Genomic DNA, 19,084 nt, shown 5'->3' on the forward strand with positions numbered 1-19,084 from the left:
ACCCTTACGTCTCTGCCCCATTGAGGGCATCTCGTGGTACATAAGCTACGAAGGTCGGCGATGAAGATCCGTCTGCATGCAAATTTAAGATGAGCGTCACCAATTAAGAGATGACAGTCGCTAGCGGTCCGATCATTTTTGAGATTCGATCTTTTTTCGATCGCAGCGCATTATCAGTCGCAGAGAGCGATATCCGAATTGACCGTTTCGGAGAATCGCCTCTATAATCCGCCGCTGATTTTCCATCCTCCCCTCATTTCCGAATCGCATCGTGTTATCTCAATTACGATGCGTGTTCACACCATTTCTCACTGACATTTCCCATTTGCGGCTGCGCCGATGTTTCGGCTCGCCCCAGCACTGGTTTCGCAATAATGAAACAAACACTCACCCTCGTGGCTGCGTTGGTCATCACCACGGGTTGCAACAAGATTGCCAAGGTCGACAATCCGGTTGCCCCCGAACCGCCGCCCCGTTTGTCATTTGACAATCGGCCGACCAGGGACACTTCTAAGTCAGCCCCGCAATTGGCAGCGCGCGACGAAAAGCCGTTGGCCAATGTGGCGGACGAGATTCCCGCGTATGATGACTTGCAGCTCAATGAAAAGGGTGTGACGCGCGTCACCAATTCCCGAATTGGTCCCGCATCGACGAATGCAGACCGCGATCTCGGCACTGCGACGGGAACTCTGGTATTGGTCAACGGCGAACCGATCTTTGCCGAGGACGTCTTGCTGGAATTCGAGAGACGCGTCGCAAAAACGAAACAACGTATGACCGCTGCTCAAATTGAAGAAGCACAACCAGAACTGCGTGCTGCTCGCGCTGAATTTCTCCGTCGCAGTCTTCCCATGCACGTCCAGAGCAAGCTGTTGTCGTCGGCATTGCTGAAGAGCCTGACGGAGGAACAAAAAGAGCTTTTGGACCAAGGCATGAAACAAGCCTTCGAAGACAGCTTGGAAAAGAAGAAGAAGGAATTGGGCATCACCAGTCGCGGTGAACTGGAGGTGGCCATGGCCAAAGAAGGCGTGACGATGCAGCGGATGCAACAGGCTTTCTATGAAAACCAAATGGCTCAGTTGTACGTCTCGCAAAATGCCGGGACACCACCGAAGTTCAGCCGCCGTGAATTGTTTGACTACTATCAAGAACACAAAGAAGAATATGCGGTCGAAGGCAAAGTCAAATGGCGGCAGATCAAAATCGGCTTCAAGGAACGTGGTGGCGAACCAGTCGCGCGGCAGGACATCGCGAAGATCGAACAGTTGCTCATCAACGGTGCTGATTTTTCAGAACTGGCTGAAGAGCACTCCGACGGACCGACTGCGCTGAACGGCGGTATGTGGGACTGGACCGAGATGGGCAGTCTTGTAGATGAAAACCTGGAAGCCATTCTGTTTCAAATCCGCCCTGGCACGGTCAGTGACGTGATCAAATCAGATGACAGTTATCATATTGTTCAGGTCGTTGAACGGATCGATCCGGGTTATGTGCCGTTCGAGGACGTGCATGAAAAAATCAAATTGGAATTGCGCCAAAGCCAATACCAAGAGGCGGCGGCCAAACTTGTTGACGAACTCAAAAAGACAGCCGTGATCGAACCGAAATACGACTTTGGCGATACGGCATTACTGCAATAACAACGACAGATAGAAACGGTCGGTTCGGCAGAAATTGCCGGAGTTGTTTTCAACTTGAACCGGTCTTTCGAAAAGCACGAGAAACACTTCAAATTTCATCTGACCGGTCTTGACCGGTATGTCGGGTTTCCGGTATTTAGCCCGCACTTCTACACTCTCTCCACAATTCACACACTCGTTTGTTAGCACAGGCGTGATCGGGCTGCGGCCCCGGCGGCGATACGTTCGTCTCCGGATCCACTCCCTGCCCGGGATCAACGTCTGGCTAGAGAACTATCGCATTCGAGTGATTTCGCCGCACGGCGCGCGACATTGCAATGGTGTCGGGCTCAGGCGGCGAGTTCACTCCCACGTTTGGTTAATTTAGGTCATGGAAGCTGTTAGGACCTTTAAGGAGGTAGGTACGTTGGGTAAGGCACTAGGATTATTCGCCTGTGGTAGCCTCATCACTGCATCGTTGTGGTGTGGGCATCAAGGTTTTGCCGCTGAGACAAACTCGAAGCGTTCTGCATCACAGAAGAACGATTCGACAGCCGCTTCTCGCGAGCGGTCGTCACGAGCTTTGTTGCGACTCGGCAAAGAATTGTACGCCAAGGGACGTTATGAAGATGCGGTTCGGTCTTTCCGAGCTGCGACATACGCTCCCGGAAATCTCGCCAAGGAAGAACGGGCGCAACTCGAACAATATTTGTCACGCGCCGAACGCAAACTGAAAGCACTGCCTCGTGGGAGAACGGCTCGCCGGATCACGGCTCGTGGCCAATCGCCCGAACCGTCCAATCCGTTCGCCGTCGCGGCGCAAGGTCTTGGATCAGCTGATCGCAAGGCAGCCGTCAAGAAATGGTTGGCCAATGCCCGCCATGAATTCGAACGCGGTAATGTTGCCGCCGCCGAAAAAACGGCACTGCAAGCCGCCAACATCAAAGTCCGCTTTGGACTGTTGGAAGACAGCCCGCAACGGCTGTTGGAAGACATTGCGGCTTACAAGCGCAAAGCCAATGAAAGTGTCTTCGATGACACCAATACGGTGACTCGCGCACAAAGCACGAATGATTTTGAAATCCGTCAAGCTGGCGGAACAGAACATGCGACGCGTCGATTCCCCACCGGAGTTCCCGGGGACATCGTCCAAGTCGCCGGCAGCCAACCGGCTGAAGCTCCGCATGACGAATGGCGTATCAAAGCCGATTCGTTGATGCAAAAAGCGCGTGAAGCGGCCGAATCGAAACGCCTCAACGAAGCGTATCGCCACGCCTTAAGCGCACAACAACTCGAACGCAAAGGCAAAGTTCAATACGCTGACGGCGAAATGTCACCCACCGCCTTTATCGAAGTGCTCAACAGCATGGAAGAAAAAGCGTTGGTCGCCACCGGAAAGCCGGATGCCATTAAAATTCAGGCACAACGCCTGCTGGCAGCTGCCGAACGGGACATCGCCGCTGGAAACTTTGAAGCGGCCTATAAAAAGGTCGACCAAGCCGAAAGCATGGATGTCGCTTACGATCTGTTGGAAAAACGGCCCAAGTCGGTCCGTATGAACATTGCCGAAGCGGAAAACGCTGAAGCCAACAAATTCGTCCAAGGTGGACGTTACCAACGTTCGACCGGCAGCCAATTTCCTTCGGCCGCTGAGAAATCAGCAACCCCGTTCGAAACGGCTCAACAGGCCAATTCGCCCAAAGCTCAAGCCGTGAGCTTGATCAAACAGGCCCGCAAGGACCTGGCAGCCGGCGACATTGAAGCCGCCCGCCAAAAAGCGGTGCAAGCACGAGAGATTCCCGTCGCTTATGATGTGTTCGACGATCAACCCCGGCTGGTCCTCGCGGACATCGCCCGGCAAGAACGGATGTCCAACATCGCGGCAAACGATAACCTCTTCGACGAAGAACCGGCCAATCCGTTTGCCGAACCGGCTGCTGATCCGGTGAAAACCGATCTAAACGCCGATAAGCGGCAAGCCTTGAAATTGCTGAACCAAGCCAGACTGGACCTGAAGGCGAAAGACGTCGACAGCGCCCAAGAAAAGGCAAAGATGGCCGCCCAACTGGGGGTCAAGTTTGGAGTCATGGACGACAGCCCCGAGAAAGTCTTGGCGGACATCGACTATTTCACCAACTCCGGCAAACAAGCCCAACGCTATGCTCAACGTGATACCGAAATCCAAGCCGCCAGTGGCGACCGGGACAAGGGTCAAGTGGAGAACGCTGACGACGCAGAAATTGCGTTTCAGGTCGAGGAAAGCACGACGGACGACAAGGCATTGGCCACCCAATTGCTGAACGAGGCCCGCAATCTCGCCGACAAAGGTCGGTATGACGCGGCCCGCGCTAAAGCGATGGAAGCCCAAAAACTGGACGTTGCTTACGATCCGTTTGATGATGATCCTTCACAGGTTCTGAAATGGATTGCCAAAGCCGAAGCCGCAATCAGTACACCGGCAGCCGTGATCTTCGACGAAGAGAGCGACAACAGCCCGTCGCTCACGCAGTCGGAAAAATCGGGATTGGATTTGTTCAATGCCGGCGAAAGCGAACTGCGTAGCGGTAACCGTAACCAGGCTTATCAGTACTTCCTGCAGGCTCACCATACCGGTGACCGCCTGAGCCCGCGACGTGCACAACAACTGCAGGACTACCTGCAGGAATTGCGTCCGCGACGCGACAACAAATTGCGGCAAGTCCAATACCTCGCCGAAGAGGGCGAGTTGGCCACCCCGCAAACTGGTGACAATGGTGGTTCGTTGCTGCCCACGGTCGACAACGAACGCAAAGTCGCCTATTCGAAACTTCGTAATGATGTGATGAACGCTGGCTTCCGGGCCGAACGCCTGAAAACGTCCGAACCCGAAAAAGCGTTGCAACTGTTGGGTGAAACTTTGACCAAGGTTGAGAATTCGGATTTGCCGCGTGATATGCTGCAACCGATGATTCGCCGCATCAATCGGAAACGTGAAAGCATCAAATCGTATCAGGTGCAACACGCTCCGGTGATCGCTCAACAAAACCACAATGCGGAAGTCCGCGACGACATCAAGCGTGATGTGGAAATTGCTATCCGCATCGAACAAGACTTCGCCGACAAGGTGGACGAGTTCAATCAGTTGGTTAAGGAACAACGTTACGCCGAAGCGGAAGTCATCGCCAAACAAGCCAAAGCACTCAGCCCTGAGTCGCCCGAAGCTGAGGTGATGATCTTAAAGTCGAGATTCTTGCGAAACATCACACGTAGCGAGAATACTCGTGCACTCAAGGAAGAGGGTTTCTTGAATGCGTTGCACGAAGTCGACGAAGCCTCCATTCCCTTTACCGGCGACTATGCAATGCCGGCACCTAAGGAATGGTTTGAAATGACCGCTCGTCGCAAAAAATACGCCGGCGACAACCGCCGACGGACCGAAGCGGAAGAGCGGATCGAACGTAACCTGGAACGTCCCGTCTCACTGCACTTCGACAACGAGCCTCTGGCCAACGTCCTCAACCATCTCGGCAGCTTGGCCGACGTGAACTTGTGGATCGATGACGAAGGTCTGGAAGACGAAGGCGTGACGACCAATACCCCGGTGACGATCAACGTCGACGGCATCCAACTCAAGAGTGCCTTGAATTTGTTGCTGGAACACCGCCACTTGGGTTACATGATCAAGAACGAAGTGCTGCAGATCACCAGCGACATTCGCCGCCAAGGCGAAGTGATGGCGGTCACCTACAGCGTAGCGGACTTGGTTGTCCCGATTCCGAATTTCGGAACGCCTTCCACGATGATGGGCCCTGCAGCCAGCACGAGTAATCCCGCCTTCAACGCCGGGTTAGACTACGATGGCTCAAGCCCAATGAATGTGAGCGGTGGTCAGAAATTCTTCGATGTCCCTGCAGCCGGTGGACAGGCGCCCTTTGGCGGGATTCCTGGATTGCCGGGCGCACGTAGCCCCCAACTTGGTGGTGGATCGGGTGCGGACTTTGACTCTTTAATCGACTTGATCACGACGACGGTTTCCCCCGACACTTGGGAAGAAATCGGCGGCCCGGGAACGATTAGCGAATTCGAAACGACCCTGAGTTTGGTCATTCGCCAAACCCAACAGGTTCACGAAGAAATCGCCGAGTTGCTGGACCAGTTGCGTCGTCTGCAAGACTTGCAAGTTACCATTGAAGTCCGGTTTGTCGCCGTGTCGGACCGGTTCTTCGAACGGATCGGTATCGACTTCGACTTCGACGTGCAGGACAACGTCGGTGGACCGAACCCACCTGTTGGTGGCTGGGGTGCAACGACTCCTCCCAACGGAACCTATCCCAACGTGACACTGCAAAGTGGAACGACGGGTGGAACGACGGGGACCACGGGTACGACTGGTACCACGGGGACGACTGGAACGACTGGTACCACGGGAACCACAGGGACGACAGGAACGGCAGGCAGCACAGGATTCTTTAGTGATCCTCCGCTGCGACAGTTGCCCGACTTGGACAACTATCCCAAGTACGGCTCGATCGTGGGTTACAGTAACGCCAACGGTGGTGCCTTCTCACCTGACTTAGACGTTCCCTTCCGTCAAGGTTCGTTCGACATCGGTGTCCCGGACTTTGGAAACTTCCAAGCTGAAGCCGGTATCAACATGGGTATCGCGATTCTGAGCGACATTGAAACCTTCTTCTTCATCAATGCCGCAACGGGTGACGAGCGGAGCAATATTATGTTTGCCCCGAAAGTCACATTGTTCAACGGCCAAACGGCCACTGTGACTAGCCAAGTGCAACGTCCGTTCGTCACGAGTTTGATTCCGGTCGTCGGATTCTTCTCGGTCGGCTTCCAGCCGGTCATTCAGACGATCGCTGACGGTGTGCAGATGCAGGTCCAAGCGGTGATTTCCGCCGACCGTCGTTATGTGCGACTCACAGTGATTCCTCAGTTCTCGAACGTGACTGACGTCTTCACCTTCTCATTCGTCTCCGGTGGAGGTGGTATTGCCGGTGGTGCTGGCGGTACAGCCGGTGGAGTCGGCGGCGGAGCCGGTGGAGTCACTGGTGGCGGAATCGGTGGCGGTGGAGTCGGTGGTGCCGGTGGTGGCGTCGGCGGTGGTCTCGGCGGTGCCGGTGGCCTCGGCGGTGGAGCAGCTGGCGGACTCGGCGGTGCCGGTGGTGTCGGCGGTGGAACCGGCGGTATTGGTGGTTCCGGTGGAACAGCCGGTACGACGGGTACTGCGGGAACATCCGGTGCGGCGGCGGGTGGATCGATTACGGTTCAACAACCGGTCGTCGAAATCGTCCAGGTCGTCACAACGGTGAGTGTGCCGGACGGTGGTACTGTTCTCTTGGGCGGCATTAAGCGGCTCCGGGAAGGACGGAACATGGCCGGTGTCCCGATCTTGAACAAGATTCCTTATATCAGTCGCTTGTTCAAGAACAGTGGTGTCGGACGTGAAACCGAAAGCCTGATGCTGATGGTCACACCGCGGATCATTATTCAGGAAGAAGAGGAAGAGTTGCTCGGCGTGCCGCTTTAATCAACGGCACTTCCTAGTAACCGTGTAAAAATTGACTCCGCCGGTGGCCTGAAAAGACCACCGGCGGTTTTTTTATGCGCTCACTCAACAGGCATCCATCAGCCAGGTATTCCCGCCGCATCTTGAACGGAGTGGTACTTGGCGAATTGCCGCCAGCCGTTATGATGGAATCAGTTGGTTTCATATCCGTATTTGGGGAACGGTTTACATGGCGGAGTTTTACACGGTCGCACGGGTGGGAGAGATCCCCGAGGGGGAAGGCCGATCATTCCCCATCGAAGGCCGCATGGTGGCCGTCTTTTTGCTGGACGGCGAATACTCAGCCATCGACGACATTTGTTCGCACATGGGCGCCTCCCTAGCGTCCGGCAACGTCGAAAACGGCGCCGTCTATTGCCCCTGGCATGCCTGGCGATTCTGCGTCAAAGAAGGGACCTGGCTGGACAACCCCAAATCAGCCATCGGACAAAAATGTTTCGAGGTACGGGTCGTCGGCGAGGAGATTCAGGTAGCGGTGCCGGTGGAGTAGGAACGGGATAGCCTCAGAGCTATTTCCAATTCGATTCTCGTCGAGAATCGATGAATGACTGGTCGCTAGACTGTGGCTGCCGAAATACGCTCATATTTCTCGGTTTGCCATGTCTGTAAGGTCGTTACGAGCGAAATTGCGGCGATCCCCAAGATCAAGCTGACCACATCGACGACAAGCGAGACTTGGCTTGATGCCAGGAAATCATCAAGCGTTTTTGCCCGCATCGACATACGCGATGACACTCTCCCGATAATGATTGCAATCACCCACATCGTCCACCAGCGCGATGTGGCCGCTGGTGAGGAAGCCTCCTCCCAGTCGTCATCCATATTGGGATTCGAGGCCTTGAAGATTTCGATCATCACCTGATACGGCTTCCAAAAATTGGCTATCGGCACAAAAAACCAGCCGACCGCCCAACCGGGAGAGTATTCGAGTTTATCATCCACCAACGACCGTGCGTTCCGACTGGAAACATAGGTCCAACGTAAAAACAGGATCGCTGTCATCAAGTACACGACAATCGCTGCGCCAAAAATCATCAATTGGCGCTCATCGTTTGCATCGGCTTCTCCCTCGGCAACGATTGCTCCATCAACCATTCTTTGTATCATCTGAACTTCTAGCCAATCGGACCAAAGTCCAACCAACGAGAAGGCACAGTAGAGGCCCAGAAAGCATTTGAGAACTAAAGACAACGTGGACGTGTCGCGAAAACCCGTGGGATCGGCCATCAAATCGACTCCGCAAGCACTAGAGAGTTTGTATTACGAATCGTAACAGACAACTTGATTGGCCCGCGACTTAGGGATCCCTCGAACCGGCAGTCTCCCACACAGCTATTCCTTCCGAATCGCCCACAAATTATCGAACGTTCGCAAATAAATCGTGCCGTTGGAAATCGCTGGCGAGGCGGCTAGGGAATCTTTCATTTCGTTCACGGACACCACTTCAAATTCCGGCCCTGCTTTGACGACCGTAATGCGACCGTCGCGAGCGGTCAGGTAGATGTGACCGTCGGCGTAGATCGGCGAGGCTCGGTGGCGTTGCCGGTGTGTCCGCTTTTGCTTGTAAAACGTCTCGCCCGTCTTGGCATCCAGCGTCGTCAAGTTTCCGTTTTCCATGCACAAATAAACAATCCCGTCATAGACCACCGGCGTTGGCACATCAGGCGTCTTCTCGTGCTGCCACAAACGATACGTCTTGGAATCGGTGATGTCTCCCGTGCCATCGGGACGCAGAGCTAGTAGCGGGCTACGCTTGGCGGACGGAGCGACGATGATTCCCTCAGCCGTCGTCGGCGAAGCCACCAGCCGCAACGTGCGGTCGTAACGGTCCGGCGGATTCAAGCCGCCGCTGCGCCAAATCTCCTTGCCCGTGTCCAAATCGTGGGCCACGATCAAATCGGCGCCATGGGTCAGCAAAAATTCCCGTTCATCGTCGCGGTAGATCGTCGGCGAGGCATAGGCATGTTCGTTTTCCGCAACCGCCTCACTCGGCCGGGGCTGCTTCCAGATTTCTTTGCCGGTGAGCTTATCCAAACAGACCACCAGCGCTTCCTGAGTCGCTGCGTCGCCATCGCCGTGGATCAATTGAAAATACAACCGATCGCCATCCAACACCGGCGTCGACGTCATCCCGAATTGAATATCGAAGCGACCATAACGGTCCTGCATGTTGAAATTCCAAATCTCGTTGCCGTCGAAGTCGTAGCAACCGATCGCGCCATTGCCCATGTAGGACCAGACATGCTTGCCATCGGTGCAAGGCGAGGGGGATGCGGAGTTCCCTTCGTCAGTACGGGCGGTCTTGTTCCCTTGACCGACGACTTTGCGCCACAACTCTTTGCCATCGGTGTTGATGCACATCAGCAACAAATCATCGCCGGCAGCGGCCGTGACAAAAATTCGGTCGTCCCACACAACCGGCGACGCCCCGCCCGGTCCAGGCATTGGAATTTTCCAGGCGACGTTTTCTGTACTGCTCCACGAGATGGGCAAATCGGTTTCGTGGGAGATATTGTCCAGTTTGGGACCGCGCCATTGGGGCCAATTCTCAGCCTGGGCACTTGGGAGTGCTACGGAAAGGACCCAGCAAATTGTCGCGGTGGAAATCAGAGAAAAAATACGCATACCGATGACACCTTCAATCAACGCCTGGAGTGAAATAGGTTTGTGGCTTGCTTCCAGTTTGGCGACTGGAACGGCGCAGGTCAATCGATGCGAACGCGACGACCCCGCAGCTCTCAATTTGGTGAGGGGACATTCCAGAATTCCCCTTCGACTTTCCCCCGCACCACCTCAGCGATAAGCTAACAGCCGGTGCAATCTATCAGCAAACCCAACACACCTCATTCGGGGAGACGCTCCCATGCAGATGTTTTTTAGCGGGCAATGGCAAGACAAATCCGACACGATCGATGTCGTCAACCCATTCAACGGCGAAGTGATCGATACGGTTCCCCGCGGCACAGCCGCCGATGTCGATGCGGCATTGGCTACGCTGGCCGAAGGGGCGCGGATCATGAAGAAGATGTCCGCTTGGGACCGCTGCCAGATCCTCCGCAAGGCCGCCGCCATCATGGAACGTCGCGAAGAAGAACTAGGCCGACTGATCAGCACCGAAGAAGGGAAAATCCTGGCCGAAGGAAACCTGGAAGCTTCGCGGGCGCGGGAAGTCATCGAAGTCTCCGCCGAGGAAGCCCGACGTATTACCGGAGAGATGGTGCCGCTCGATGCCGCGCCGGGCGCCGCCGGAAAACTCGGTTTCACATTGCGGGTCCCTTGCGGAATCGTCGCCGCCATTACGCCGTTCAATTTTCCCTGCAATCTCGTCTGCCACAAAATCGGGCCTGCCATCGCCGGCGGGAATGCGGTATTGATTAAACCCGCTTCCGACACACCATTATCAGCACTCAAACTGACCGAGATCATGCTCGAAGCGGGTCTGCCTCCCGAAGCGATCGCCTGCATCACCGGGCCGGGCAGCGAATTGGGCCAGGCGATCTGCGAAGATTCGCGCGTGCGCAAGATCAGCTTCACCGGCAGTTTTCCGGTCGGAGAAAACATCTGCCGCATGGCGGGCATGAAAAAAGTCACCATGGAACTGGGCAGTAACTCGCCGGTGATCATCATGGACGATGCCGACATCGAAACCGCCGTCAAAGCCATCACATCCAACGGCTACGCCAACGCTGGCCAGACCTGTATCTCCGCGCAGCGCATTCTCACGTCCAGCAAAATCCATGGCGACTTTCTCGATGCACTCCAGCCGAGCGTCGAAGCACTGTCGGCCGGCGATCAACTCCAAGCAGGAACTAATGTCGGCCCCTTGGTGCGCGAGGCAGATGCGGAGCGGGTCGAGAAATGGATTCGGCAAGCTGTCGAAAGCGGTGCGCGGCTTGTCACCGGCGGCGAGCGGAACGGATCCGTCTGTGAACCGGCTATTCTGGCGGACGTCGCCCCCGAGATGCGAATCAGTTGCGAAGAGTTGTTCGGACCAGCAGTCGCCTTGACCGTTTTTGATGATATCAACGAAGCGATTTCACTGGCCAATCACACCGAATTCGGTCTCTCAGCCGGGATCTTCACACAAGACATCGACCGCGCCATGCGCTTCGCCCAGGAAGTCGACAGCGGCAATCTGCATATCAACTGGGGTTCACAATGGCGCGCTGATTTAATGCCCTACGGCGGCCTCAAGCACAGCGGCACCGGTAAAGAAGGCCCCAAGTATGCCATCCGCGAAATGACCGAGGAGAAGATGGTTGTCATGCATCTTAAATAGGCTTGAGGGGTGAGGCTTGAGGTAGGGGGACGTGCCTGGGTTGGGAGACCTGCGGTCGGGACTGTGCGGGGTCGGAGACCCGCGCACAACGTGATGGGTGCGGGGTCGGGAGACCCGCGCACAACTTGTCACCTCAAGCCTGTCTCCTCACGCCTCACGCCTCTTACCTACACCGACGTGTCTTCAATTGCTGACGTAAGACTATCGAGGTCCAGGGCGGCTTCGAGTGAGGCTTCGTTGTGGGTGCGGCGGGCTTCTTCCAACAGCAATTCGCAGTCGATGGTCCCTTCCAAGGAGATGCCGAACATCTTGGCATTTTCATCGATCTCGCGTTGGCAGGTCACAGCCAGCGCGATGTACGCATCGAGATCGATTCCGAACTCGGCAGCCAGCAATTCCTGTGAAGCAGCGACGTATTTGTTATCCGGCGTCCACAAGGCATGTGCCATCAAATCACCGGCGTGTACGGCAACGGTTAACAGTTCCGTCTCTTCCCCCTCGACGTGATGCAAGGCGACCGCTTCGATCAATTCTTCGGGCAACTCCCAACGCTGCAACAGACGTGCGCCCAGTTCCGGATGCGCAAATCCAAACTCTTCGCGTTCGGCTTTGAGTAGTTCAAGGCCGTGTGGGTGTTGGTCGACAATATTAAAAAATCGTTCCGGTTCCAGTTGTGCAAAAATCAATTCGCCCATGTCGGCCAGCAGCCCGGCGGAATAGGCTTCGTCGGCGTTGAGTTCTTTTTTCAGTTTCGCCAATTCGGCCGCCACCGTCGCGATCGTGAGCGAGCGGCGCCAGAATTCTGAATATTGTTTGCCCCGCGCGCCGCGGGTCATGCTCTCCACCAATCCAAAGGTTAAGGCAATCAATCGCAACGACCGCTGCCCGATGAAGGCCACTGCTTGACGCACGCTGGTGACTTTGTGCCGTAAGCCGTACCGCGACGAATTGGCCACGCGAAGGATCTTCGCCGACAACGCCGGGTCGCTCTCGATGCACTGGGCGACGGTGCGGACGTCAAAGTCGGAGTCGCGGGTGAGTAGCAGGATCTTCTGCGCCACTTGCGGGGCGGAGTGCAACTGATCCATGCGGTCCAAAAAGCCATCGATGGCACGATTCGGGGTGGGGGCGATCATCGCAAGACTCGTTTGCAGGCATATTTTTTGAAAATGACACGGAGTGTGTCAAAAACATAGCTTGCCCACCGACGGGGGCAAGCCGCCACCCGTCGCTTTTCGGGTTGCCAACTCACCCATCAAATACCACCGCTATAACCCCCACCCAGAGTGTGACGCGTTCGACTTTCTCGCATTGTCTGAGCGGGCACATAATCGACACGACCGCTATCACTCTCCGGCCGGGCGTTCGGCACCAACGGTTAGCTGCGTTTGGTCCGTTTGCGTTTTTTGACCAGGCTTCTTAGCGTCGCAAGGTTGATCTCATCCAACGGGGTTCCGTCCTCGTCCCCTTTGGGGGTCTCCATGTACATCGGTACCTTGGCGAAACGACGGTCGTTGAGCAGATTGCGAAACGGTTCCAAGCCCAAAAAGCCTTCGCCGATTTTCTCGTGCCGGTCAACACGGCTGCCGAACTCTTTTTTGCTGTCGTTCAGATGAAACGCTCGAATGCGGTCCGTGCCTATCAAGCGGTCAAATTCCTTCATCGTTTTTTTGTAGTCTTTCGGCTCGGTGATGGCATAGCCGGCGGCAAAGATATGGCAGGTATCGACGCACACTCCCAGTCGCTCACTTTGTTCGACATGGTCAAAAATATAGGCCAACTGCTCAAAGCGATGCCCCAGATTGGTCCCTTGCCCAGCGGTCGTTTCTAATAGGACTTGCGTCTGAAATCCCTCGGTTTGTCGGTGGGCTTCGTCGAGAGCCTGCACAATTTTTTCAAGCCCCTCCTCTTCGCTCGATTTCACAAAGCTCCCCGGGTGCATGACCACACCGATCAAACCCAACGCCTCGGCGCGTTGTAGTTCGATCACAAAGGCATCGAGTGACTTCTTCCACAGCGCGTCGTCGGGACTGGCCAGATTGATCAGATAACTGTCATGCGCGACCGGGTGGGTGACGCCGGTCTCTTCGAGGGCTTCGCGAAACAGCCGGATATCCTCTTCGGTGAGCGGCTTGGCGCGCCACTGATTATTGTTCTTCGTAAAGATTTGCACACAGTCCATGTCGAATTGGGCCGCGGCACGAACCGCTTTGTAATAACCGCCGGCAATGGACATATGAGCGCCGAGAAGGGGCATAGTCGAACTCAATCTTGAAAAAATGGTGAAACTTTCCAGCAATTCACGTTCAATAACCATAGACATATCAGACACTTACGGTCAACCGCCTCCGTCGAAATTGTCCACCGCGCTTGCTGGAAAACGCAATTCTGCTGCCATTGCCTAACCCCTTCGCCCAGCATTGGTTCGGAAAACTAACTGCCGAATTTGCAAGATGTTCTTGCCAGAAGGCAGTCGTCGCGTCTAAGATTTCGTCATGGCTCCGAATATCTAGGGGAATTCGCCATGGAATGGAATGCTTTAACCATCGTTGCTTCTCTTGTGGGGGGCGTATTGATTGTTGCGGGAATGTTGGGAGCGGTCGTGCCACTGCGCCGGCGGTTAAAATCCAATGAAGGCCGCCGCGCCTGTCAGGCGTTTCGTTTTCAGCGGGAAATGCTCGAAGCGAAGTTCTTCGACATTGCCGTAACCTTGGGAAAACCCCGTGGGTTGCGCTGGATCGATTGCCGTTGGGAGGACAATGTCACATTTGCCCGGGATAAGCAAACGGGGCTCCTCACTGCATTTGTAGCAGTCAATATCCGCTTTGAAGCGATCGAAGGGGGCGATATGGAGGACGTCGCAGCTGTCGACACGATTCGCGATGCAGCGGCCCTATTCCACTACCAAAACGGACGCTGGGGAACCGGCGGGCGGGCCCTGTTTAACCTCAATCCCGACGAAGCGCTGATTCGGCTAGAAAATCAGTTCGAGCCGTTGGCGCCAATGACGTAAGATTTTAGGCCGGTCGATCTGCACAGCTGTGCGGGTTAGTGATTGTCGGTCGGGCTTTCGGCATCGTCGGACGTCACCGCAAAGCGGGGTTGGCGGATCGATGCACGTCATTCCGACTTTAGCAGAACTGACCTCGCTGAAAATGTCATCAAAGAACAATTGTCTCAACGTTCGATGTTGGAGAGGGATCGCGGCATCTCAGAACCGGGCGGATCGCGGATTTTATGGCTGCTGCCCCAGTCGCCACTGCGAAAAACTGGCTGACCGAGACCAGTGACATACTTGAGATGCCTCGGTTCGACCGTTACGATAGGGGTGTATTTTCAATGGGAATACACGCCAGCGGTGGTCGGTAAGTACAATCATGTCCCCCGTAACAAGGCGGAACTTTACGAATGAGTGAATATTTGAATTTAGAACTGACAAAAGAACAGCGTGAGCTGTTACTCGACGGGCTGAGATTTGTCCGCAGCGCGCGGGCCTTAGACGTCCGTGATCCTCAACCGGGGGATGATCCGACGCGCAAAGCGGAATTGTCCGAAGTCGACGAATTGGTAGGCTTGCTCGAAAAAGGGCCGACCTCGACCGTCAATGCATGAACGCGTTTTCTCATAACCGGCGACGCCGGCGTTGACTGCTCCACCCGGGAACAGTCGGACAGCCGAGTTTGTCGGATGAGAAAACCCTCGAAACGAAGGCCGCTTGCTGCGGATGTCCCGGAATGCGTTATCAGAACGTGTGCGTTGAGGCACTGACTTACACACTGCCTCCGCATGTCGTGACTTCCGTGGATATCGAGGAACAACTCGCCCCAGTCTATGACGGGCTGGGGATGTCGGTCGGCCGCTTGGAACTGATGACCGGAATCCGCGAGCGGCGATTTTTTCCGCCAGGAACCTCGCCCGGTCACGTCAGCGCCACAACCGCCAACGACGCCATTGAAGCGTCGAAGATCGACCGCCGCCATTTTGGTTGTTTGATTCATGGTTCCGTTTGCCGCGACCAAATGGAACCGGCGACCGCTTGCGGCGTACATTACGAAGCCGGCATGCCGGGCGATGCGTTGGTGCTGGACGTCAGCAACGCCTGTCTGGGCATACTGAATGGCGTGATGATTCTAGCCAACATGATCGAACTGGGGCAGATCCGTGCCGGGGTCGTGGTGGGGACCGAAACCGGTCGCGATTTGGTCGAAGGCACCATCGACTCCCTACTCCGCAATCCAGACGTGACCCGCAAGGACGTCAAACTGGCATTCGCGTCGTTGACGATCGGATCGGGATCGGCGGCCATCGTGTTGTGTGATCGCAAGTTGAGCAAGACAGGAAACCGTCTGCTGGGAGGCGATTTCCGCGCTGATTCCGAAAGCCATCACCTGTGCATGGGGGACAGCGAAATCGAAACCCACGGCGACGGTCGCCCCCGCATGCTGACCGATGCCGAAGCCCTGCTGCACGCCGGCATCGATCTGGCTGCCGTGACGTGGGAGCGGACCAAACAGGCCCTGAATTGGACCAATGATTCGGTCGATAAAGCATTCACACACCAAGTTGGCAAAGCCCATAAAAAGCTGCTCTACGAACGTCTGGAGCTAAGCCCCCAGATTGATTTTTCGACTCTGGAATTCTTGGGAAACACCGGAGCCGCCGCCCTGCCGACCGCCACCGCTGTCGGTATTGAACGGAAACATGTTCAAGCAGGGGATCATGTCGCTCTGCTGGGTATCGGCAGCGGACTGAACGCCATCATGCTCGGCATGCAATGGTTGGGCCACCCGTAGCTTGCTGCCGGCGATCCAGAAGAGTCGTGCAAGAGTCACTTCGTTCACCCCACATCTTGACGTCTGTTGGTATTGGGTGAGGCATGAACGTCATTCTGCAAACCCCGCGGCTCTCTCTGCGGGAAATGTCGTTGGACGATCTAGATTTCGTCGCAAGCATGTTGTCCAACCCGGAGGTGATGCGGTATTACCCGAAATGCTATACGCGCAGCGAAGCTCAAGCGTGGATCGAACGGCAACTCATGCGGTACGAACAGCATGGGCACGGTCTGTGGCTCGTGACCGAAAACACAACCGGCGAACCGGTCGGACAAGTCGGCTTGGTTCAACAGCAGATTGAGGCGACCGCTGAAACCGAAGTGGGTTACCTCATACACCGTCCGTTTTGGAGGCGGGGACTGGGAACGGAAGCAGCGCGGGGTTGTCGAGATTTTGCGTTTCAGGAATTGGGCAAGAAGGAACTGATCGCACTAATCCGCCCGGTCAACATCCCCTCACAAGGGGTGGCAACGAACATTGGCATGTCCTGGAAACGCCGTCGCGTGCAACACGCCAATTTGGAACATTGCGTATTCACGATCACTCGTAGTGAATGGCAAGCAGAGCTACTGATTTCATAATCCGCTGGACGCGGTTGAGTGGCTCGCGCACATTGCCATGCGCAGAAATAAGCCTACTGCCTACTGCCTACCGCCTACTTCGGCCGTGGCGCCTCGGCGGCGAAGCTGATGGATTGATAACCGGCGGCGCGGCAGAGGTCGTAGACGTGGATCATGTCGCCCACAGGGACGTCCTTATCAATGTCCAGGATCACCGGGCTTTCGGCATCGAGTTTGGCGACTCCTTTGAGAACGGGCGCTAACTGATCGAAGCTGTCGTATTCACGATCATTCAACTCGATCACGGTCTGCTGTTCAGCGTTGCGACTGAGATAGATCCACAGTTTGACCTTGGGGATCACCTCTTCAGGCGGGACAACCGGCGCCTCGATGCTGCCGGAGGGGGGCATATCGGTGGGCAATAGATCCTCGATGGTTTGCCCGCTAGCGGCACAGACAAAGAATATCAGCAATAGAAACACGACGTCGATCATCGGCGTCATCGCACCGGTCGCCGAGAGTTCATCGATGGGTGGATAAGGGGGGCGTTTCATGGGATTTGCTGTGCAAATCAGTGGCGAGTGGTCAGTGGCCGGTGGCCAGAAATAAGTGGTTCGTCACGACTGAATATTTCGATGGGGTGCCACTGGCTTTGCCAGTGCCAATGCAAATGTGTGTGCTACTTACAAAACACTGGCAGAGCCAGTTGCACCCGCCGAGTGCTTAGAAAAGTTGGTGTTGTTTAAATCTCTCTGTCTCTGGCCACCGGCCACTCACCGCGTCGGCAAGACAGCCCAGTTAAGTTTTGTAATGCCGACTTTAACGCAGGAGAGCATGAGTGGTTCGACAGTGCCGTAAGGGACGGTGCGGTCGGCGCGGATTTGGACCTCCAGCGGTTCTTCGCCGGCATCGACCTTGGCTTGTTGAATCATAAATTCGAGTTGCGGCAACAACATTTCGTTACCACCGACAAAAAATCGCTGCTCAGCCGTGATGGTGACTACCACCCGCTGTGCCAGTTCAGCTTCGTCGGTTTGTCGCGTCGCTTCGGGGAGTTCGACCGCCTGGGCGGTTTCGGAGCGAGCGAGGTGACTGGCGGCCAGGAAGAAAATGATCAACAGAAACACGATGTCGATCAACGGCGTGATATTGAAATGCAGCCCGCGTTCGCGGCGGCGCAAGGGGACTTTCATGACGAGGTCGGCTCCTCGCTACTACCGGTCGTTGGCGGCGACGGCGTGGGGGCTTTGGTCGATTGTTGTGTCACAGCAGGTTGCGAAGTGGCGGTTTGTGAGGCGGGTTCGACAGCCTTCTTTTTTTGCTGGCGGCGCTGCGCGACGGTGCGTTTGTATTTCGTAAAGACATGCTCGGCCATCAGTGTTGATTCAGCGACCAGTTCGTCAACACGGTTACGGAAAATTGCGAAGGCTGCCAGCGCCGGGACGGCGACACTTAGTCCCAGCAGTGTGGTCACGAGCGCGCGGTAAATTCCGGGAGCCAATTCCGAGACCTGGGGATTGGCTTTGGCTTCGAATTCCATAAAGGCCAAGATCATGCCCCAGACCGTGCCGAGCAGTCCCAGCATAGGGGCGAGGTTGCCGATGACGGACAGGTATTCGATTTTGCGAAACAGCCGCGCGGCTTGTTCCATGCTGGCATCCTCGACCGCTTTTTCGACGGCGGAGTAACCCATTTCGACCTCTGCCAAACCGGCGGAGATCACGTAGCCCAAAAAGCTGGGCTGCAGTTTGCATTGCTGTTCGGCTTGGGCGTATTGTTGCAGGCCGACAAGGCGATGGGCTTCTTCGGCCAGTCCGTGTGGCATCAACGTGGCATGGCGGATGGAGATCAGGTGTTCAAAGATCAGCGCGATCATCGCGACGCTGAGCGCGAGGATGATGTAACCGACGTACCCACCGGCCTGGATCATTTCTTTAATGTCCAGCTTTGTCGCCTCGGGTTGATCCTGAGCAAATGTCGGAGCTTGCGCAAAACCGGCCTGAGCCATCACCAGCCAGAGACAGCCGCCGAGCAAGACGATTATCACGAGTCGTCGCGTATGCATCCGCACACTTCCTTTGTCCATGGAAGAGGTCACGCCGTCGATTGGCCCGAAAGAAACCGCGTATTTTAGGGAATATGTCGCGCCGTATTACTGCGCGGGGGAGAAAAATGAAAGTGCAATTTGCGGCGGGGGGCTGGTGGGGCTGTCTTAAAACGGTTTGCAAAGGCTG

The 19,084-nt window shown here is 55.7% G+C and carries 15 protein-coding genes; 8 read left to right on the top strand and 7 right to left on the bottom strand.

Translation table 11 applies throughout. From position 1 onward, the window contains the following. The first annotated feature begins 374 nt into the window (after positions 1-374). From Mal52_RS27110 to Mal52_RS27120, 3 genes are all read left to right on the top strand, one after another. On the top strand, positions 375-1,640 hold the full coding sequence (locus Mal52_RS27110; protein WP_145379908.1) for a peptidylprolyl isomerase: 1,266 nt from the start codon (positions 375-377) through the stop codon (positions 1,638-1,640). 406 nt (positions 1,641-2,046) lie between these two features. Then, positions 2,047-7,140, top strand: a complete 5,094-nt coding sequence (locus Mal52_RS30030; protein WP_197534494.1) for a hypothetical protein — start codon at positions 2,047-2,049, stop codon at positions 7,138-7,140. 208 nt (positions 7,141-7,348) lie between these two features. Further along, positions 7,349-7,669, top strand: coding sequence for a Rieske (2Fe-2S) protein (locus Mal52_RS27120; RefSeq protein ID WP_145379910.1), 321 nt, complete (start codon positions 7,349-7,351; stop codon positions 7,667-7,669). A gap of 65 nt (positions 7,670-7,734) precedes the next feature. Here Mal52_RS27120 and Mal52_RS27125 read toward each other — a convergent pair whose 3' ends face one another. After that, positions 7,735-8,406, bottom strand: coding sequence for a DUF4328 domain-containing protein (locus Mal52_RS27125; protein WP_145379912.1), 672 nt, complete (start codon positions 8,404-8,406; stop codon positions 7,735-7,737). A gap of 105 nt (positions 8,407-8,511) precedes the next feature. Continuing rightward, a complete protein-coding gene (locus tag Mal52_RS27130; protein ID WP_145379913.1) occupies positions 8,512-9,804 on the bottom strand; it encodes a PQQ-binding-like beta-propeller repeat protein in 1,293 nt (430 codons plus the stop codon). 238 nt (positions 9,805-10,042) lie between these two features. Here Mal52_RS27130 and Mal52_RS27135 point away from each other — a divergent pair, with 238 nt between their 5' ends. Next, positions 10,043-11,458, top strand: a complete 1,416-nt coding sequence (locus Mal52_RS27135; RefSeq protein WP_145379915.1) for an aldehyde dehydrogenase family protein — start codon at positions 10,043-10,045, stop codon at positions 11,456-11,458. 167 nt (positions 11,459-11,625) lie between these two features. Here the strand turns inward: Mal52_RS27135 and Mal52_RS27140 are convergent, their stop codons facing one another. Beyond that, on the bottom strand, positions 11,626-12,594 hold the full coding sequence (locus tag Mal52_RS27140) for an HDOD domain-containing protein (protein ID WP_145379917.1): 969 nt from the start codon (positions 12,592-12,594) through the stop codon (positions 11,626-11,628). A 242-nt stretch (positions 12,595-12,836) separates the two neighbouring features. Continuing rightward, complete coding sequence (locus Mal52_RS27145; protein ID WP_145379920.1) at positions 12,837-13,715, bottom strand: deoxyribonuclease IV; 879 nt, start codon at positions 13,713-13,715, stop codon at positions 12,837-12,839. Between the two features lie 267 nt (positions 13,716-13,982). Here Mal52_RS27145 and Mal52_RS27150 point away from each other — a divergent pair, with 267 nt between their 5' ends. The 4 genes from Mal52_RS27150 (at position 13,983) to Mal52_RS27165 (ending at position 16,871) form a co-directional block, all read left to right on the top strand. Next, complete coding sequence (locus Mal52_RS27150) at positions 13,983-14,471, top strand: hypothetical protein (RefSeq protein WP_145379922.1); 489 nt, start codon at positions 13,983-13,985, stop codon at positions 14,469-14,471. 395 nt (positions 14,472-14,866) lie between these two features. Then, entirely contained in the window at positions 14,867-15,070 is a 204-nt protein-coding gene (locus tag Mal52_RS27155; protein WP_145379924.1) for a hypothetical protein, read from the top strand. Between the two features lie 122 nt (positions 15,071-15,192). Then, positions 15,193-16,251, top strand: coding sequence for a 3-oxoacyl-ACP synthase III (locus Mal52_RS27160; RefSeq protein ID WP_145379926.1), 1,059 nt, complete (start codon positions 15,193-15,195; stop codon positions 16,249-16,251). A gap of 83 nt (positions 16,252-16,334) precedes the next feature. Then, positions 16,335-16,871: a GNAT family N-acetyltransferase gene (locus Mal52_RS27165; RefSeq protein WP_145379928.1), complete on the top strand. Its 537-nt coding sequence runs from the start codon at positions 16,335-16,337 to the stop codon at positions 16,869-16,871. A 74-nt stretch (positions 16,872-16,945) separates the two neighbouring features. On the opposite strand, the gene Mal52_RS27170 is transcribed toward Mal52_RS27165, so the two are convergent. From Mal52_RS27170 to Mal52_RS27180, 3 genes are all read right to left on the bottom strand, one after another. After that, on the bottom strand, positions 16,946-17,404 hold the full coding sequence (locus Mal52_RS27170) for an ExbD/TolR family protein (RefSeq protein WP_145379930.1): 459 nt from the start codon (positions 17,402-17,404) through the stop codon (positions 16,946-16,948). Positions 17,405-17,623: 219 nt separating this feature from the next. Further along, the gene (locus Mal52_RS27175) at positions 17,624-18,043 is read right to left on the bottom strand and encodes an ExbD/TolR family protein (protein ID WP_145379931.1); all 420 of its coding nucleotides are present in this window, start codon (positions 18,041-18,043) and stop codon (positions 17,624-17,626) included. Then, entirely contained in the window at positions 18,040-18,915 is an 876-nt protein-coding gene (locus tag Mal52_RS27180) for a MotA/TolQ/ExbB proton channel family protein (protein WP_145379932.1), read from the bottom strand. Before Mal52_RS27180 ends, Mal52_RS27175 begins: the two co-directional genes overlap by 4 nt. Positions 18,916-19,084 lie beyond the last annotated feature (169 nt).

The organism is Symmachiella dynata (assembly GCF_007747995.1).
GTDB classification, from domain to species: domain Bacteria; phylum Planctomycetota; class Planctomycetia; order Planctomycetales; family Planctomycetaceae; genus Symmachiella; species Symmachiella dynata.

What these genes read in the sequence shown, in the direction of transcription:
- Mal52_RS27135 (WP_145379915.1), top strand. Translation starts at nt 10,043, where the DNA reads ATGCAGATGTTTTTTAGCGGGCAATGGCAAGACAAATCCGACACGATC.
- Mal52_RS27140 (WP_145379917.1), bottom strand. Translation starts at nt 12,594, where the DNA reads ATGATCGCCCCCACCCCGAATCGTGCCATCGATGGCTTTTTGGACCGC.
- Mal52_RS27130 (WP_145379913.1), bottom strand. Translation starts at nt 9,804, where the DNA reads ATGCGTATTTTTTCTCTGATTTCCACCGCGACAATTTGCTGGGTCCTT.
- Mal52_RS27180 (WP_145379932.1), bottom strand. Translation starts at nt 18,915, where the DNA reads ATGCATACGCGACGACTCGTGATAATCGTCTTGCTCGGCGGCTGTCTC.
- Mal52_RS27155 (WP_145379924.1), top strand. Translation starts at nt 14,867, where the DNA reads ATGAGTGAATATTTGAATTTAGAACTGACAAAAGAACAGCGTGAGCTG.
- Mal52_RS27150 (WP_145379922.1), top strand. Translation starts at nt 13,983, where the DNA reads ATGGAATGGAATGCTTTAACCATCGTTGCTTCTCTTGTGGGGGGCGTA.
- Mal52_RS27120 (WP_145379910.1), top strand. Translation starts at nt 7,349, where the DNA reads ATGGCGGAGTTTTACACGGTCGCACGGGTGGGAGAGATCCCCGAGGGG.
- Mal52_RS27175 (WP_145379931.1), bottom strand. Translation starts at nt 18,043, where the DNA reads ATGAAAGTCCCCTTGCGCCGCCGCGAACGCGGGCTGCATTTCAATATC.
- Mal52_RS27125 (WP_145379912.1), bottom strand. Translation starts at nt 8,406, where the DNA reads ATGGCCGATCCCACGGGTTTTCGCGACACGTCCACGTTGTCTTTAGTT.
- Mal52_RS27170 (WP_145379930.1), bottom strand. Translation starts at nt 17,404, where the DNA reads ATGAAACGCCCCCCTTATCCACCCATCGATGAACTCTCGGCGACCGGT.
- Mal52_RS27110 (WP_145379908.1), top strand. Translation starts at nt 375, where the DNA reads ATGAAACAAACACTCACCCTCGTGGCTGCGTTGGTCATCACCACGGGT.
- Mal52_RS27145 (WP_145379920.1), bottom strand. Translation starts at nt 13,715, where the DNA reads ATGCCCCTTCTCGGCGCTCATATGTCCATTGCCGGCGGTTATTACAAA.
- Mal52_RS27160 (WP_145379926.1), top strand. Translation starts at nt 15,193, where the DNA reads ATGCGTTATCAGAACGTGTGCGTTGAGGCACTGACTTACACACTGCCT.
- Mal52_RS27165 (WP_145379928.1), top strand. Translation starts at nt 16,335, where the DNA reads ATGAACGTCATTCTGCAAACCCCGCGGCTCTCTCTGCGGGAAATGTCG.